This window comes from Ureibacillus sp. FSL K6-3587, assembly GCF_038593165.1.
Lineage (GTDB): Bacteria > Bacillota > Bacilli > Bacillales_A > Planococcaceae > Ureibacillus > Ureibacillus suwonensis.
The window spans coordinates 1,227,291-1,243,665 of sequence record NZ_CP151969.1; the positions used below are offsets into that span (position 1 = coordinate 1,227,291).

Consider the following 16,375-nt stretch of genomic DNA (forward strand, 5'->3'; position numbering starts at 1 on the left):
CGTCTCCTTAGATTTTACCAACTAGGTCAAGGCTTGGTTTAAGTGTTTTTCCTGTTTCTTTCCATTTTGCAGGGCAAACTTCGCCTGGATTGTTGCGTACGTATTGTGCAGCTTTGATTTTGTCGATTAATGTGCTAGCGTCACGGCCGATACCGTCAGCGTTGATTTCCACTGCTTGGATTACGCCGTCCGGATCGATGATGAATGTACCGCGGTCAGCAACACCTTCGCCTTCTCTTAATACTTCAAATTGTGTTGAAAGAACGTGTGCTGGGTCACCAATCATTGTGTAAGTGATTTTGCTGATCGCTTCTGAAGTATCATGCCATGCTTTGTGAGTGAAGTGAGTGTCTGTTGATACAGAATATACTTCAACGCCAAGTTCTTTTAATTTTGGATATTGTTCTTGAAGATCTTCCAATTCTGTTGGACAAACGAATGTGAAGTCAGCTGGATAGAAGCATACAACAGACCATTTACCTTTGAAATCTTGTTCTGTTACAGTTACGAATTCGCCGTTTCTGTAAGCTTGGGCAGTGAATGGTTGAACTTGTTTACCGATTAATGACATACTCTTTACCTCCAAATTTTAATTTTATTCTTTTTGTAATAATTATTACCTGAAATAAATTATTATATACATATTCTTTTTTGTCAAACAGAATTCATTAAATATTTCATGGATAGTCTAAATTTTTGACAAAAATGTATACGTAAAAATGCCAAATATATTACATTACTATAAAAGAATAAAGATTCCAATATCTATTTTAGAGGAAATAATTAGGTAATACAAGAAACAAGCACCATCTTCAATCATCGTTTATGATTAGGAAGAAAGCAGGTTTTATATAGATGAAGAGAGGGAGATTTCATGTTTCTGGAACAGTTAAAGAGTAAGTTGGAGGAACAACGATTCCGGTTTATCGGTGAAGAACAGGCCTTTCGTTCGGCAGTATTGATTCCCCTCGTACAAATTGATAGAGACTGGCATATTCTTTTTGAAGTACGTTCATTTCATTTAAGGAAGCAGCCTGGGGACATCAGTTTTCCAGGCGGTCGAGTAGATGCGGAGGAATCCCCTTTGCAGGCGGCGTTAAGGGAGACCCGGGAAGAGTTGGGAATTGATCCGTCAAAAATCGAGGTAATAGGGGAATTGAGTCCGCTGGTGACTTCTCCTTCTTTTGTCATTTATCCGTATGTCGCGACCATCGATTATGACGTTCTTCAACCTTCTTATAATAGGGAGGAAGTGGAAGAAGTTTTTACAATTCCAATCAAGTGGTTTCTCAATTACAAGCCTTATTCTCATTTAGTCCAACTAAAAATTGTTCCGCCACCCGACTTTCCTTTTGAAAAAATTGTGAATGGAAAGGAATACAAATGGAGAACGAGGGAAATGGAAGAATGGTTTTTTGATTATGAACAGTATACAATTTGGGGGTTAACTGCCAGAATTTTAAAACATTTTATTGAAATACTTAAAAATATAAAATGAAACCAACTTGCTCTCATATTCGGTTGTGGAAATCAAGTTTGAAAATGTGCTTCTTAAAATATCCATATCCTTTATTTTTGATGTTGTTTTCTATGTGATACAAAGTAAATAAATGGATAAAACGTTATTTCGATATAATGAAAATAATAAATTTCCAAATATTTCGTTAATTTTTTTACATATACTTTATCCATTTCCGTCAATAATATCATTAATAAAAGAAAGATATTTCATAGCAGGAGCATTTGTTGATGAAAAAATTTGTCAACATGTTCAGATTTTCGCTTTGCAAAGCATATATATAATATTTAAATCTCAAATTAAAAGTGTTATACTATAATAAGGTTAAAATGTATGTTCAAAAAGTTGCTGGCTATGTGAAATAGTCCACATACTTTTTGAAAAAATAGGGGAGATAAGGATGGTTATAAAATGAGTAGCAGTCAAAGCAAAAAAAATGTCGTTTTAATCGGTGCCGGAATCATGAGTGCAACTTTGGGAACGTTACTAAAAGAGCTAGCTCCGGACTGGAATATCACCATTTATGAAAAATTGGACAAACCGGGCGAAGAAAGTTCCAATGAATGGAACAATGCCGGTACGGGACATGCTGCATTGTGTGAGTTGAACTACACAGTAGAAAAACCAGATGGCTCCATCGACATTTCAAAAGCGATCAATGTTAATGAGCAATTCCAAATTTCTAAACAATTTTGGGCTTACCTTGTCAAAAATAATTTGATTCAAAACCCTCATGAATTCATTATGCCTTTGCCACATTTGAGCTTTGTTACAGGCGAAAATAATGTCAACTTCTTAAGAAAACGCTTTGAAGCGCTTTCAAAACTGCATTTATTTGAAGGAATGGAATTTACGGATGATCCGGAAAAATTAAAAGAATGGATTCCATTGATGATGGAAGACCGTGTTATCACAGAACCAATCGCGGCTACGAAAATCGATTCAGGTACAGACGTGAACTTTGGTGCATTGACACGTACGTTGGTTAAACATTTGCAAAACCAAGGCGTACAAGTGCATTACAACCACATGGTTGAAGGAATCAAACGTTCAAAAGACGGCCGTTGGGAGTTAAAAGTGCACGATTTGGACAGCATCAAAATGAATTACGTGTCTGCCGATTTCGTATTCATCGGTGCAGGAGGCGGAAGCTTACATTTACTTCAAGATACAGGTATTCCTGAAAGCAAACATATCGGTGGTTTCCCTGTAAGCGGATTGTTCTTGGTATGTAAAAATCCTGAAATCATTAAAAAGCACCATGCAAAAGTGTACGGTAAAGCAAAAGTGGGTGCACCGCCAATGTCCGTTCCTCACTTGGATACACGTTATATCGATGGCCAAAAATCATTATTGTTCGGACCATTTGCAGGATTCTCGCCTAAATTCTTGAAAACGGGTTCATACATGGATTTATTCGCATCCATTAAAGGCAACAACATCGTTACATTGCTTGCTTGCGGTGCGAAAAACATTCCGTTGACAAAATATTTGATCGGCCAATTATTGTTGACTAAAGAACAACGCATTGAAGAATTGCGCGAATTCGTTCCAAACGCGAAAAGCGAAGATTGGGAAATCGTTATCGCGGGTCAACGCGTGCAAGTTATTAAAGATACTGAAACTGGCGGAAAAGGTACATTGCAATTCGGTACGGAAGTCATCACTTCATCCGACGGTTCCGTTGCTGCATTGTTAGGGGCTTCCCCAGGTGCTTCTACAGCAGTAAAAGTAATGCTTGACGTAATTAACCGCTGCTTCCCGGATGACATGAAAAAATGGGAAGGCAAAATTAAAGAAATGATTCCATCCTATGGCCAAAAATTATTGGACAATCCTGAATTATTCAGAAAAGTTCAAGATTCTACAGATGAAATTTTAGGTTTAGGAAAAGAAAATATCGAAAAAGAATTACAAGCGGTCCAATCATAAGAAAAGATTCAATACATGTTTAAGACATACCAGATCTCCGTCAAGGAAATCTGGTATATTTTTTTACAATATTTATGAGACGGATGTGAATTTGGGTGAACTACAAAAAAATCAAGAAGGCGATCTTTCATCGACGTTTAAACCGTTTTGTTGCGGAAGTCTATCTGGATGAACAAATTGAAAAAGTGCATGTGAAAAACACGGGCCGGCTAAAAGAATTGCTGCTTCCGAATGCCGAGGTGCTTTTGGAAGAGAGCGACCAGCCCAACCGGAAAACGAAATTTTCCCTCATTGCGGCAAAAAAAGGCAACCTTTGGGTCAATATTGATTCACAGGCGCCGAACACCGTTGCGTATGAAGCGATATCGGGAGGGGAAATTGCCGAAATCCGTAATCTCCGACAATTAAAAAAGGAAGTCAAATATGGGGATTCCCGATTTGATTTATACTTTGAAACAGAACAAGAAAAAGGTTTTGTTGAAGTGAAAGGCGTCACGTTGGAAAAGGATGGTGTTGCCATGTTCCCGGATGCTCCCACAGCAAGGGGGACTAAGCATGTTTGGGAGCTGGCAAAAGCGGTCTCGGAAGGTTATAAAGGGATTATCTTGTTTATTATCCAATTGGAGGGCTGCCGTTATTTCACACCAAATAGCGAAACGGATCCTTCTTTCACCGATGCACTGGTGCAAGCATCCAAACAGGGTGTACGAATTTTGGCATATGAAACACATGTGGATGAACATCAAATGTCCATCGGCAAGCAAATTCCCGTCATTTTATAGGTTACATAAAAAGATGAATTTGAAGCATTTTAAAAATGAACAAACTTTGGTTTTGTTCCAATTTGGCCATTGAGGAGGATTGAAATGTCCAACGAACAACAAACAGGCGGGTTGCAAAGCAAACAGAAGCTTCAGGTTCATCCATCCGAAAACAAAGAGTCCACCGAATTTGCCTCTGACATGACCATTGAATCAAGTTCCCACGAGGGCAAAAAACGCATACAAGAGCCGGTCAGTGAAAGAACCCTATGGCATTAATCGGCTATGGCAAATCTCCCATTGAATAATGGGTTGTGTTAATAATTCACTTTTATGCTGGTTTTTTATCAAAATAAACCTTTTCAGAATGCACAAAATACTCTTGAGAAATGGTACAGCTGTTTCTCATTTTAACTTGATGAGGAGGATTGCCTTGCCAAATGTAGTCGTAAACTGTACAGTCTCCAATTGTTATTTCCACAAAAAAGGGAATGTTTGTGGTGCTGAAAAAATTCTGATTGACACGGATTCAAAAGATAAGTCATCGGAGTTTGGTTCGGAAATCGATTTCCGCGAGGCTGCTGAAAAGGCCAAATCATCAGAAGAAACTTGCTGTAAAACCTTCAGACCAAAAAATGAACGCAAATAAAGGCTGGCGATTTTGGGGGACTAAGGTTGTTTAGTCCCCTCTTTTTCTTTGGAGGAGGTGCATAAATTGTTTGAAAACATTGTCGCCCGATTAAGGGAGATTGAGCGGAAATACCAGGTAATAGTGTTATATGCCGTTGAATCCGGCAGCAGAGCTTGGGGGTTGGCATCAAAAACCAGTGATTATGATGTGCGTTTTATTTATGTGCATCCGGTGGATTGGTATCTTACCATCGATCCTCAAGGAATGGGGAAAAAACGGGATGTAATTGAGCTGCCAATAGAGGATCATCTCGATATTAGCGGTTGGGAAATAACGAAAGCATTAAGGCTGTTTCGAAAAAGCAATCCCGCCATATTGGAATGGATGAGAAGCGGTGAAGTTTACTTGCAGCAAACGGGTTTTATTTCCGGGCTGCGCTTATTGGAAAAAGAGGTGTTTAACCCTCAATCGATGCTTTTCCATTACATAAAAATAACGAAAAACAATTGGTCTTCACTCCATGGAAAGGATGTGAAGATAAAAAATTACTTGAACGCTTTTCGGTCCTTGTTGGCCGGCAAATGGATCGTACAATTTCAAGAAATTCCGCCGCTGAATTTTCAATCGTTGTTTGAACATGCGCATCTGCCTAAACAGTTGAAAAAGGAACTGGAGCATTTGGTCGAAGTGAAAATTTGCGGTGAGCAGGATGCAGTCCATCCGATTCCCTGTCTGAATGATTATATAGAGAAAGAATTGAATTTCTTGATTGAAGCAGCCGGAACATGGCATGGAGAGAAAAAGGATCCGACAGCCCAACTGGATGAATTATTCCGAATGATATTAAAAGAGGCATGGGGCGAATTTTAAAAAAGCCTTTCGGGCCATACATTTTGATAAGGACATTTCGAAAAAGATCTTTAAGTTTTTTTCAAAATAAAAATGATGGAATCCACAGGACGAAAAGCTTGCCGCTTCCGTTGTGAATTCCACCATGATTGCCGTTATTTTTTAATTTTTCCCCTTCTTTTCAATACCAACTTTTCAAGTTCTGACAATTCACGGGAAAACTCTTCCCTTGCAAGTCTGGCCGGAATTTTTTCTTGTTTTGGTGTTTGCGGTAAAGCCTCGGCGTTCTTTGTTTTGCCTTGTTTGTTATCTCTTCCCATAGTAGACCTCCTTTTTGTTCAGGTAATTTTAATATGGGAAGAAGCGATTTTTTTATCACACCAAAGAGTGTATTAATTGAAGGAGAAAGAGGAATAATTTAAAACGAATGAAGCTCCTTTCAGGCATAAAAATGGGGATGCTTGAATTGGACAAGCATCCCCGACCATGATGATGAACTAATGTTTTGGAAGAAATTTTTGTTTATAGATGCTGTATACATTGTTTGGTTTTTCATGTTTGCTTCCTGTGAATTCAATATATGTCTTATGGATGTATGGAGATGTCATTAAAGAAAGTACCGCTGCATAGTTTGGAGTGAAAGTGATTTCATCTCCAACCTCAAATTGGTGTTTTTTCCCGTCTATTACAATGTGGTCGCTGGTTGCCCCAAGGATTTTTATCGGCTTCGTCGGCGATAAACCAGGGACAAACACATCCTGTCTGCCTGCATTCACGAGAATATGGTTGATCCATCCATGCTCTTGGAACTCGATGGATTCGCCAAAGCCGTTTTTTCCCCGATAGCCATAAGGGGAAGAAGGTTTTTGTTTGGCTTCAATGACTTCTGCAACAAATTTGAAAGTATCGGGATAAAGATTGGGTATAATCCCGCCTTCAGTGGTTTCTCTTCCTAACAGAATCGATTCGCCGAGGCGTATATCATTGACTGATCCGATATCATCCGTTTCAAGAAGCCATTTTAAATTGGCGGAGTTGCCTCCGGAAACAATCGGAAGTTGCAAAGCGAATTGACGTTTTATTTTTTCCACAATGGAAGAGAATTCCCTCATTTTTTCTTCTGTAGGCAGAACGCCTCCGAAACAAGCGAAGTTCGTGCCGATACCGGCAATTTCTATTGCCGGAAGCTGCATTACCTCACTTATAAATGCCGGAAGATCTTTCGGCATTACACCTTCACGAAGGTCCCCCATTTCCACCATCACTATGATTTTATGGGTTTTCCCCTGTTTCACCGCTTCATTGGACAATGCGCGAATAACATCCATTTCTGAGTTCATGCTGATATCCGCATATTTGACGACAGCCGGAACTTCCGATATTCCAGGGGTTCGAAGCAATATGAGGGTAGCGTTGATTTTTGCCTTTTTCAATTTTTCCAAATGAAACGTTTTTGATACGGCAAGTCTCGTGATGCCTGCCTGAATCAACGCATTAACGATTTGCAAATCCGCGCAAACCCCTTTTACAACCCCCGTTACTTCCACCCCTTTTGCTTCACATAAATGTTTTAAGACCGCAGCGTTGTGTTGAATTTTATCCAGATTGATTTCAATTCGAGGTACCGGTTTCAATTTCATTTTGAACTCACAACCTTTTCTTTGGCTTTTAAAGATGGGAAGAAATCGATGATTGCATTAATAATTTTTTCGTCGCCCTTTTTCAACACATCGCTGACAGGCAAATGCAATTTCTTTTCATATTCCACAATGGTTTGGTCGATTTCTTCATCTGTCATATTTTCGTGGTTCAACGTGATGGCAATGACTTTCGTGTTTCCGTAATGTTCAATCAGGTTAATTTCTTCTTGGAGATCCGGCATCGGCATAAACGGAAAATCGCCTAATACTTTCCGTTTTGGTGGATGCTGCAAAATGATCGCTTGTGGCCGTGCCCCTTTTAAAATACCGCATGAGCTGGCATAGGCGGGATGACTGAGTGCCCCTTGCCCTTCCACAATGATGATGTCTGGATTTTCGTTTTTGTGCGCCCGCAATATCTCCCCTTCCAGTTCTCCGATTAGATACTGAAGCGGGAAAGCGTCCATTGCAAAACCATATTCTGCACCTTGAATTAAACCGGTTTGTCCGGTTGCGATAAAGACAGGTTTAAACCCGCGGTTCCTGAATCCTTTTTCAAGTATTTTCGCGGTAGTCCGTTTTCCGCAAGCGCTGTCTGTCCCTAAAACGGCAATAATGGGCGTATGGATATTTAAGATGCCGCCAGTAAATAAATGCCACTCTTTTTTTGGTTTCGGCTTTCGAATGTCGCGAATTGTGACGTTGTATTTTTTGGCGGCATTCATCATTTCTTCATCTTCAGTCAGAAATTCTTGCAATGGGTTGATAATATTTAAACCGGCCTTCATGGCTTCGAAAATGACAGACCTTTCTTCATCTTTTAAAAAAGCGTCACCAGGGGCGATTCCGAGGATGAAATGAGTTGGTTTTTCTTTGGAAATTGATAAAGCTTCTTCGAGGTTTTTGCATAAAGGGATGCCATTTTTGACTCCATCGAGATACTCGCCGGCATCCAAACCGCTCTTTGTACTGTCTATGACGGCAATGATGTCGTAGTATCCCGGCTCGCGAACCAGACCATTCGCGGTTTTCCCATCCATAGAGCCAAATTGGCCTTCACAATAGATGATTGCTTTTTTCTTCATGTTTCATCCCTCCATAAACCGAAGAATCACGACAATATTTCTACTGCTTTTGGAAGTGTAAAATCATGAAGCAAAAACATGATGTAATAAGATGTTAGAAATAAATAGTTCATCATTTAATTTTTTAATTATTTCGTTAATTTAAATTATATGGATATTAAATTTTTTACGCAAAAAATAGAAACAAAATTCATTAAAATTTCCTTTTTTTAGCTAAAAACTTTAGAAATTTTGTAACTTTTGTATCTTTAGTCTGCATAAATATTGAGAATTGAAACATAAAAGGAGCGGATAATGGCAAAAAATAGCGGCACAAACAATAATGTATGTTTGCACCGCTTATAGTAGAATATTATTTTTAAAGTTTAATAATGTTGAAATAATCATTTAATAATGCCCAATTTTGCGGAAAAGGATATCCTAAAGCCCAATAACTGATACCGCGCAATTTATATTCGATGGCCAGTTTGAATTTGGCGGCGGCGCTTCTTGCATCTTCAAACCATACTTCATGGGCTTGCCCGTTTTGATCCACATATCGGAAAAAGGGGGATTGGGCGGTTTCGTCATATAAGATTTCTGCTTTATATTGGGTTGCCCGTCGAATGGCTTCCTGAGGGCTGAAGGTTTCAGCAATTGCACCTTCCACATGCGGCACTTTCCAATCCCTTGCATAAATTTGGAACCCCAAAAAGATTTTCTCGGGAGGAATGATGGTTACCGCATACTCCACCACACGTCTTATTTGGTTGATCGGCGAAATGGCTTGCGGCGGACCTCCCCTCCAACCCCACTCATAAGTCATCAAAATGACAAAGTCGACAATGCGCCCGTGGGCTTCATAGTCGTGGGCGGTATAAAGCAGACCTTCCTGTTCCGAACCCGTCTTCGGCGCAAGAGCGGTTGAAACGAAATATCCCTTCTCATGAAGCCGGTTAACGGCCAGTTGCAAAAATTCATTATAATTTTCCCGATCTTCCGGCAGCACATATTCAAAATCGATGTTTAACCCGCGGTAGCCTTTTTCATCCATGACCTTTATGCAACTGTCGATTAATTTTTCCTTCAATTCCTGATTCGATAAAATGGCGTGGGCCAAGTTTGAACCTGTGCTGGTTGATGAAAAATTCGAGATCGCCAACATCGGCACCGCTTGTTTGGATTTTGCCGCGCTGAGCATCAACTCATCAGCAAAAGGTTCCAACGTTCCATCTTCTTTGATCATGTAGGAAAACGGGGTGAAATACGTAAGCAAGTTGCCCACCGCATTGACGGAATCCGCCCCGTTTGCATCCTGCTGATAGGAATAAGCATTGACTTCGATGGATGGTTTTGGTCTTGGGATGATGAGCATCATTCCAGGGTAGATGTTATCCGGGCTTCGCAGACCGTTTTGTTTTACAATGGCTTCTGTTGTTGTTCCGTAATAAGCTGCAATTTGCCACAGGGCTTCTCCTGGTTGAACCATGTGTAACCGTGGAGGGATGTAAATCGTTGTTCCGGGGATTAAATTGTAAGGATTGATGGCAGGGTTTGCTTGTTGAATGGACTGGATAGATACGCCGTAAGCACTTGCAATCGACCACAATGTTTCTCCGAATTGAATGATGTGGGGAGTTGTTGTATCCGGGATCAGAATTGCTTGGCCAATGAGCAATGATTGGGGATTTGGAAGTTGATTAAGCTGGACAATGGCATTCATGCTCGTATAGTATAAATTAGCTAATTTCCAAAGGGTGTCTCCTTGCTGAATAACGTGAATTCTCAGATAAAAACCTCCTTTCTTCTTTTCATACTGCAATATATGTTCCAGCCGGCAATTTCATATGCATATTGAAAAAAGAAAGTCTCCCGCAGTTGAAGGCTTTGATTACGGCAGCCTCCTTGCACCTGTAGGGGACGGAACAAATGCTTTTAAAACCGATGCCCCGAAAGAAATCGGACGAGTTTTCTCTTCGTAAACCGGATTTATCATTCAAGGGGCAAATAAAGTGAAATAGGCAGCGCCAATCAGCCGATGTGGCCATAAAAAAGAGGCTGGGACATAACTAATAAAGTGAACGAGCTGCAAAAAGAATTTTTGTAAAAAATTGATTGGAGTGACGGGGCGAGTTTCTGTCGCGCACGCTTAGTCGCAAAGCAAAAGCTTTCCTGCGACGAGCCCTCTCGAGACCCCGCAGGAGCGAAGGATTGAGCTCCGAGGAGGCTCGAGCCCAATGTCATCAACTTAACGTTACATTTAATGGAAAATAATATTTAATTTAACTTTTATAAAATTAGGTAATAAGCCTCTTGTAATTTTAAAAAGTCCACCAAAATCGTTTTAGAATCCAATTTTTGGTTAATAAAACGAGGATGGTGGTTTTTTTGAAAACAAAAAGTACTTTTTTAGGGGCAATTGAGATTACTCGAAAGTTGCTGAATGATGTGATGTTTATGCTTGAATCTCGGACAAAAGAAACGTATTTTACACGAAAAGAAAAGAAGTTAAATTTTAAAAATACTATTCTATTTAGCTTAAACTTTGTTAAAAAGAGCCTCCAAATTGAACTTGACGACTTTTTCGACAAATTTAATTTATCAGAAATTAGTATTTCCAAACAAGGCTATTCAGCCGCACGAAAAAAGATTTCTCCTCTCGCTTTTGTAAAACTTACAAAAGCGATTGTGAATTGGTATTATGAAGAAAATTCCTTTAAAACTTATCGTGGATTTAGACTTTGCGCAATCGATGGAAGTGTGCTCCAAATTCCTGATACTGAGGAGCTTCGAAATTATTTTGGGTATGGAAAAAATCATAAGACAAGTTATGCAAGAGCTAGTGCCTCTTGTATTTACGATCTTGAGAATGGAATCATTATTACTTCTAGAATCAATCCATATAAGGTAGCTGAGCGAGATAGTGCAAAGGATATGATTGAAGAACTCGTACAAATTGGATTAAAAAATGATCTTTTTTTATTTGATCGAGGGTATCCATCGAGAGATTTTATTGCCTATTTAGATGCCCTTGGTATCAAATATGTGATGCGATGTCAAAAAAATACGATAAAGGAAATTGTCGAAGCGAAAGATGCTGATCAAAACATTCATATAATACATAGGAAACAAGTGATTACTGCTCGTGTAGTTAGATTCCCACTGGATTCTGGCACGGAAGAAATACTTGTCACAAATTTAACCGAGGAAGAGTTTGATATCTCTGAGTTTAAATCTCTTTATTTTAAACGCTGGGGAATTGAAACAGAATATAATGATGTGAAAAATAAAATCGAAATAGAAAATTTCACGGGTAGTTCGAAAATCGCAATTGAACAAGATTTCTATGCATCAATATATTTATCGAATATGGTCAGTTTATTGAGAAATGATGCCAATGAAACAATTAATGAGGAGAGTAAGAAAAAAAGACGAAAACATGATTATCAAGTAAACACAAATATCTTAATAGGAAAATTAAAAGATAGGATGGTTCACTTATTATTAGAAGATTGTCCAATCAAAAGAGAGAGAATGTTTACAAAAATCATGAAAGTGATTATAAGAAATAAGACACCTATTCGGTTTGGGAGAAGTTACCCACGAAGGAATGGTCTGTCCTCAACAAAGTATCCCCTAAACCAAAAAAGGTGTCTATAAACAATACGTAGGATAAATATAACCTATTTGTTTATTAAATGTAAATAAATTAGGGGCTTAAAAAAATAAAAATTTAAGCCCCGGGCATCCTATTGCCTTTTTTAGCCGATTTTAGAAAATTATCAACACTTTGTAGGTTGAATAGTATTTTTAAAAGTAGACAACCAGATGGTTGCCTACTAACTGTAAATTATTGGTTGTATAAGTTTCTGACATTGGGCTCGAGCCGGGCCCGCGGAAAGCGTCCCCGGAACGGAAATCAATTTTCTTCAATTATCAAAAAAACACCATTTTCTCCCGGGAGAAAATGGTGTTTTTTATCTTTTTTCCCAGCCTCTTTGTTTATGCTTTTTTCATGATGAAAGTCAAATGGCGACCGGCTTTTTTATCTTCCCGGTAGGAAAAGCCCTGTGGATTTTTGAAGGTGCATGTGGCATCAATGAAGATTTGTTCTGAAGGTATACCGCTCAGTTCACATTGTCTTTTTACCGTTAGTTGGTTGTCGATATGGTATTTCCCGGTTTCCGCATTAAAATAAACGAATTCATCCGCATATCCCAAGTTTTTAAATTTTTCGTATACATCTTCATCGACTTCAAACTTTTCTTGGCTGATGGCGGTGCCGATAAGCACATGGAAGTCTTGCAAATCGCATTGCTCGTTGTTCCGGATATATTCAAAAACTTTTCTTGTGATTTCCTTCACAGTTCCTTGCCATCCGGAATGGATGACTCCGATGATCCCGCTTTTTTCGCTATAGAAAATGACCGGTACGCAATCGGCGGTAAAGGTGCAAAGGACAATGCCGGGTTCTGTAGTATAAAGGGCGTCTGTATTTGGGATGGCGGTATCTTTGGACAGGGCGCCCCGTCCGCGGTCTTGTGCGGTCACTTTGTAAACGTTGTCGCTATGGGTCTGATTGGCACAAACAAATTGCCGGATATCACACCCGATGTAAGCGGCAAGTTTTTTGCGGTTTTGGATGATTTCTTCTTCCTTTTCGCAAACATGAAGAGCCATGTTATGTTGTTCCAATTCCTCTTCATTTTTTAATGTTATGCCGGCAATGAAATGATCGTTATTGATATAAAATTTTGTCGTCATATCTTCACTCCCATAGACAGTTCGTCGTTTTGGATGGCAACTTTTATTATATCCTGTTCTTTCGGGAGAGTCATAAGAATATTCCATATTGGACAAAAGCGGAAACATTACCGCTTCACACAGTAAACGTTAAAGCATAAGAAAATCCTATCAGGTAACGTTTTACCCGATAGGATCGTTTATGATTAACTTTGTTGATACCGGTGGATTAAATCGTTGTTTTGTCCCCGGGCAAAGACATCTGTCCGGTTCGGCCCCCAAGAAACAGCGGCTGGTGCACTCGTGATTTGTGTAGTGCCAAGGTTTACCCAAGGTTCCCAACGAGTGCCGTTCCAAGTTCTCTTATATAATCGATTGCCCACGCCTCTTACAAAGACATCCAGGTGGTTTGCCCGTTTGGATGAAACTGTCGGCGCACTTGTCAAAGTGCCGCCGAGACTTTCCCAATCACTCCAGCGGTTGCCGTCCCACCATTTATGAATTAAATCGTTATTTGCCCCTCTCGCAAAGACGTCAATCCGGTTCGGTCCCCAAGAAATTGCGGCAGGTTCGGAAGCCAGATTTCCTCCAAGGTCTTCCCAAGGTTCCCAATTGGATCCATTCCAAGTTCTTTTATATAAGCGATTTCCGGTTCCTCTTACGAAGACATCCAATTGATTTGCCCGTTGTGAAGAGGCGCTAGGACCGCTCGTCAAAGTGCCGCCGAGGCTTTCCCAACTGCTCCAGCGGCTGCCGTCCCACCATTTGTGGTACAATGCATCATCTGTCCCTCTTACAAAGACGTCAATCCGGTTTGGCCCCCAGGAAACAGATCCGGGAGCAGAAGTCAATACACCGCCAAGGCTTTCCCAGTTGCTCCAGCGGTTGCCATCCCACCAGATATGGTACAGCGTATTGTCGCTCCCTCTTGCAAAGACATCCAACCGGTTGGGAGCCCATGAACTTACACTCGGCGCGCTTAATAATGTGCCGCCAAGGCTTTCCCAATCGGACCATCCTGCTTCCGGCCTTGGTCCAGGTTCTGGAGTGGGACTTTCCCCTCGGATATAGGACAGAGCTAATTCAATAACTCTTATTAAAATGCGGTTCACTGTATTTTCTGGGAAATTCATCGAGCGAATAAATGGCAGGAACCAAGGATTATCACGCTGGAACTGATTGTAAATTTGGGTTGGAGTGCGGTTCAAGTTTTGTTGGCTTTGCAAATAGGAGATGGTTAAAAAGATGAGGGTATCAACCATTTGAGGATTTACCCCTGCTTGTTCCAGCTGGGTATATAAGTTGCTATGTTCCGTGCGGATGCGTTGGATCAGTTGTTGCACGCCTGGTCTTGAGGATTGTTGGGGGATTTGTTGTGCATACAGAGGGTACTGATAAGGGTGGTAATAATTGACCGGTACATAAACGTAGTAATAAGGATAGCCATTATTATACATGTACATATGCATACCTCCGTTTCTCTGAATAGTGTATGCAGGAAGAGAAAAAAAGGAACTTTCAGGGTTCGAATCTGGAATAGTATTTTTATCCCATGAATATGTTCTTAAAAATAGTAGTTGTTACATACTATTGAAACAAAAAATTGTAAATTTTTATAATCGAAAATTATTGATAGAAAAATATAAAAATTTGATAAAAAAAATAATAAACGAGATATAATATCAATATTTTATTAATTAAAAATTCCATATAATACGAAATATTTAAATTTACCAAAAAATCGCACTAGACTAAATAAAGAGAATGTTTTAAAATACTTAAAGCTAAACATTTTAATTAGATATTAGAGACGGAATCTTATTTCAGAAAATTATGATATTAGTTTTCTGGGGTAGGTGTCATTATTTTTTGAAAAATCTAATATCTATAAATTATCTACAAAAATTTAGTAACGGGGGGAGTTAATAATGATGGAGGAAACAAAAAAACTTAAAAAATACGCCTCTCTCTTTCTGGCATCTTCGCTGGTATTAGGAGCTCTAGCTGGTTGTAGTGGGGGTTCTGACGGAGGTGACGATGCATCAAAAGACAGCGGTTCAGATAACGGAGGAGACGGCGGCGTTATCAAAATTGGTGCGAACTTGGAGTTGACTGGAGGAGTTGCTTCCTACGGTTCATCCATCAAACAAGGTGCAGAACTTGCGATTGAAGAAATCAATGCCAATGGCGGAATTGACGGCAAAAAGATTGAGTTTGTTCCTGTGGATAACAAATCAGAGAACGCAGAAGCAACATCCGCTGCGATTCGACTAGCGACACAAGAAAAAGTAGATGTAATGATTGGACCTGCAACGAGCGGTAACGTTCTTGCCACTGTGCAAATTGCGAACGATAATAAAATTCCTTTAGTGACTGCTTCAGGTACTGCGCCAAACGTTACTGAAAATGAAGACGGATCTATCAACGAATACGTATTCCGTACTTGCTTCATCGACCCATTCCAAGGAGTTATTGCTGCAAACTTTGCAACAGAAGAACTTGGAGTGAAAAATGTAGCGATTTTTGCGGATAACTCTTCAGACTATGCCAAAGGTTTGGCGGCTGCATTCAAAGAGCAAATCGAAGCTAATGGCGGCAAAGTGGTTGCTGAAGCGGCATATGTGGCAAAAGACACAGACTTCAAATCAACATTGACAACGCTTAAATCCAAAAATCCAGAGTTCATCTTCATTCCTGGATATTATGAAGAAGTTGGTTTGATTGTAAAACAAGCGCGTGAATTGGGAATTGACGTTCCATTGATGGGTGCTGACGGATGGGATTCTCCAAAATTGGTTGAATTGGCCGGTGCCGACAACTTAAACAACTCATTCATCATCAACCACTATTCATCTGAAGACCCAGATCCAAAAATCCAAGACTTTGTTAAAGCGTTCAATGATAAGTACGGTGAAGCGCCAAATGCATTCCACGCCCTTGGATACGATACAGTTTACTTCATCAAAGATGCGATTGAGCGCGCTGGTTCTGTAGATGGCGAGAAAATTAAAGATGCACTTGCTGCAACGAAAGATATTTCGCTTGTGTCTGGTACAATCTCAGTGGATGAAAAGCATAACGCAGTTAAATCCGCAACGATCCTTGAGTATAAAGATGGAAAACAAGTATTTAAAACTAAGATTGAACCTTAATGTTTTAAGAAAGGGGGGCACACCGCCTCCCTTTTCCCTTTCGTAGTGTAAAATTCCAAATATTAGTTGACCATTATGGTGCCT

At 39.8% G+C, this 16,375-nt stretch carries 15 protein-coding genes; 8 read left to right on the plus strand and 7 right to left on the minus strand.

Features of this window, described 5'->3' with window-relative positions:
* Positions 1-7: 7 nt before the first annotated feature.
* On the minus strand, positions 8-571 hold the full coding sequence (ahpC, locus tag NSS77_RS05950; RefSeq protein ID WP_342470803.1) for an alkyl hydroperoxide reductase subunit C: 564 nt from the start codon (positions 569-571) through the stop codon (positions 8-10).
* A 303-nt stretch (positions 572-874) separates the two neighbouring features.
* Here ahpC and NSS77_RS05955 point away from each other — a divergent pair, with 303 nt between their 5' ends.
* The 6 genes from NSS77_RS05955 to NSS77_RS05980 all read left to right on the plus strand — a co-directional run bounded on the left by NSS77_RS05955 (position 875) and on the right by NSS77_RS05980 (position 5,713).
* Positions 875-1,498: a CoA pyrophosphatase gene (locus tag NSS77_RS05955; protein WP_342470804.1), complete on the plus strand. Its 624-nt coding sequence runs from the start codon at positions 875-877 to the stop codon at positions 1,496-1,498.
* Between the two features lie 432 nt (positions 1,499-1,930).
* Positions 1,931-3,451 carry a malate:quinone oxidoreductase gene (locus tag NSS77_RS05960; RefSeq protein WP_342470805.1) on the plus strand — a complete coding sequence of 507 codons (1,521 nt, stop codon included), beginning with the start codon at positions 1,931-1,933 and terminating at the stop codon, positions 3,449-3,451.
* Between the two features lie 95 nt (positions 3,452-3,546).
* A complete protein-coding gene (gene sfsA / locus NSS77_RS05965) occupies positions 3,547-4,233 on the plus strand; it encodes a DNA/RNA nuclease SfsA (protein WP_342470806.1) in 687 nt (228 codons plus the stop codon).
* Between the two features lie 84 nt (positions 4,234-4,317).
* A complete protein-coding gene (locus NSS77_RS05970) occupies positions 4,318-4,491 on the plus strand; it encodes a hypothetical protein (protein ID WP_342470807.1) in 174 nt (57 codons plus the stop codon).
* A 154-nt stretch (positions 4,492-4,645) separates the two neighbouring features.
* A complete protein-coding gene (locus NSS77_RS05975) occupies positions 4,646-4,861 on the plus strand; it encodes a DUF1540 domain-containing protein (protein ID WP_342470808.1) in 216 nt (71 codons plus the stop codon).
* A 66-nt stretch (positions 4,862-4,927) separates the two neighbouring features.
* Positions 4,928-5,713 (plus strand): nucleotidyltransferase domain-containing protein, encoded by a 786-nt coding sequence (locus tag NSS77_RS05980; RefSeq protein ID WP_342470809.1) that lies wholly within the window; start codon positions 4,928-4,930, stop codon positions 5,711-5,713.
* Between the two features lie 134 nt (positions 5,714-5,847).
* On the opposite strand, the gene NSS77_RS05985 is transcribed toward NSS77_RS05980, so the two are convergent.
* From NSS77_RS05985 to NSS77_RS06000, 4 genes are all read right to left on the minus strand, one after another.
* Complete coding sequence (locus NSS77_RS05985) at positions 5,848-6,012, minus strand: hypothetical protein (protein ID WP_342470810.1); 165 nt, start codon at positions 6,010-6,012, stop codon at positions 5,848-5,850.
* A gap of 177 nt (positions 6,013-6,189) precedes the next feature.
* Positions 6,190-7,332, minus strand: coding sequence for an alanine/ornithine racemase family PLP-dependent enzyme (locus NSS77_RS05990; RefSeq protein WP_342470811.1), 1,143 nt, complete (start codon positions 7,330-7,332; stop codon positions 6,190-6,192).
* Positions 7,329-8,417: a DUF1611 domain-containing protein gene (locus NSS77_RS05995; protein ID WP_342470812.1), complete on the minus strand. Its 1,089-nt coding sequence runs from the start codon at positions 8,415-8,417 to the stop codon at positions 7,329-7,331. Before NSS77_RS05995 ends, NSS77_RS05990 begins: the two co-directional genes overlap by 4 nt.
* A gap of 358 nt (positions 8,418-8,775) precedes the next feature.
* Positions 8,776-10,185: a LysM peptidoglycan-binding domain-containing protein gene (locus tag NSS77_RS06000; RefSeq protein WP_342471210.1), complete on the minus strand. Its 1,410-nt coding sequence runs from the start codon at positions 10,183-10,185 to the stop codon at positions 8,776-8,778.
* Positions 10,186-10,775: 590 nt separating this feature from the next.
* Here NSS77_RS06000 and NSS77_RS06005 point away from each other — a divergent pair.
* Positions 10,776-12,056 (plus strand): IS4 family transposase, encoded by a 1,281-nt coding sequence (locus NSS77_RS06005; protein ID WP_340715701.1) that lies wholly within the window; start codon positions 10,776-10,778, stop codon positions 12,054-12,056.
* 342 nt (positions 12,057-12,398) lie between these two features.
* On the opposite strand, the gene pgeF is transcribed toward NSS77_RS06005, so the two are convergent.
* On the minus strand, positions 12,399-13,160 hold the full coding sequence (gene pgeF / locus NSS77_RS06010) for a peptidoglycan editing factor PgeF (RefSeq protein ID WP_342470813.1): 762 nt from the start codon (positions 13,158-13,160) through the stop codon (positions 12,399-12,401).
* A gap of 185 nt (positions 13,161-13,345) precedes the next feature.
* Positions 13,346-14,602, minus strand: a complete 1,257-nt coding sequence (locus NSS77_RS06015; RefSeq protein WP_342470814.1) for a sialidase — start codon at positions 14,600-14,602, stop codon at positions 13,346-13,348.
* Between the two features lie 468 nt (positions 14,603-15,070).
* On the opposite strand from NSS77_RS06015, the gene NSS77_RS06020 reads away from it, so the two are divergent.
* Complete coding sequence (locus NSS77_RS06020) at positions 15,071-16,291, plus strand: ABC transporter substrate-binding protein (RefSeq protein ID WP_342471211.1); 1,221 nt, start codon at positions 15,071-15,073, stop codon at positions 16,289-16,291.
* Positions 16,292-16,375 lie beyond the last annotated feature (84 nt).

Bases quoted from the DNA above. Each gene is read 5' to 3' on its own strand.
- NSS77_RS05995 (WP_342470812.1), bottom strand. From the start codon at position 8,417: ATGAAGAAAAAAGCAATCATCTATTGTGAAGGCCAATTTGGCTCTATG.
- NSS77_RS06015 (WP_342470814.1), bottom strand. From the start codon at position 14,602: ATGTACATGTATAATAATGGCTATCCTTATTACTACGTTTATGTACCG.
- NSS77_RS05990 (WP_342470811.1), bottom strand. From the start codon at position 7,332: ATGAAATTGAAACCGGTACCTCGAATTGAAATCAATCTGGATAAAATT.
- NSS77_RS06020 (WP_342471211.1), top strand. From the start codon at position 15,071: ATGGAGGAAACAAAAAAACTTAAAAAATACGCCTCTCTCTTTCTGGCA.
- NSS77_RS05960 (WP_342470805.1), top strand. From the start codon at position 1,931: ATGAGTAGCAGTCAAAGCAAAAAAAATGTCGTTTTAATCGGTGCCGGA.
- ahpC (WP_342470803.1), bottom strand. From the start codon at position 571: ATGTCATTAATCGGTAAACAAGTTCAACCATTCACTGCCCAAGCTTAC.
- NSS77_RS05970 (WP_342470807.1), top strand. From the start codon at position 4,318: ATGTCCAACGAACAACAAACAGGCGGGTTGCAAAGCAAACAGAAGCTT.
- pgeF (WP_342470813.1), bottom strand. From the start codon at position 13,160: ATGACGACAAAATTTTATATCAATAACGATCATTTCATTGCCGGCATA.
- NSS77_RS05985 (WP_342470810.1), bottom strand. From the start codon at position 6,012: ATGGGAAGAGATAACAAACAAGGCAAAACAAAGAACGCCGAGGCTTTA.
- NSS77_RS05955 (WP_342470804.1), top strand. From the start codon at position 875: ATGTTTCTGGAACAGTTAAAGAGTAAGTTGGAGGAACAACGATTCCGG.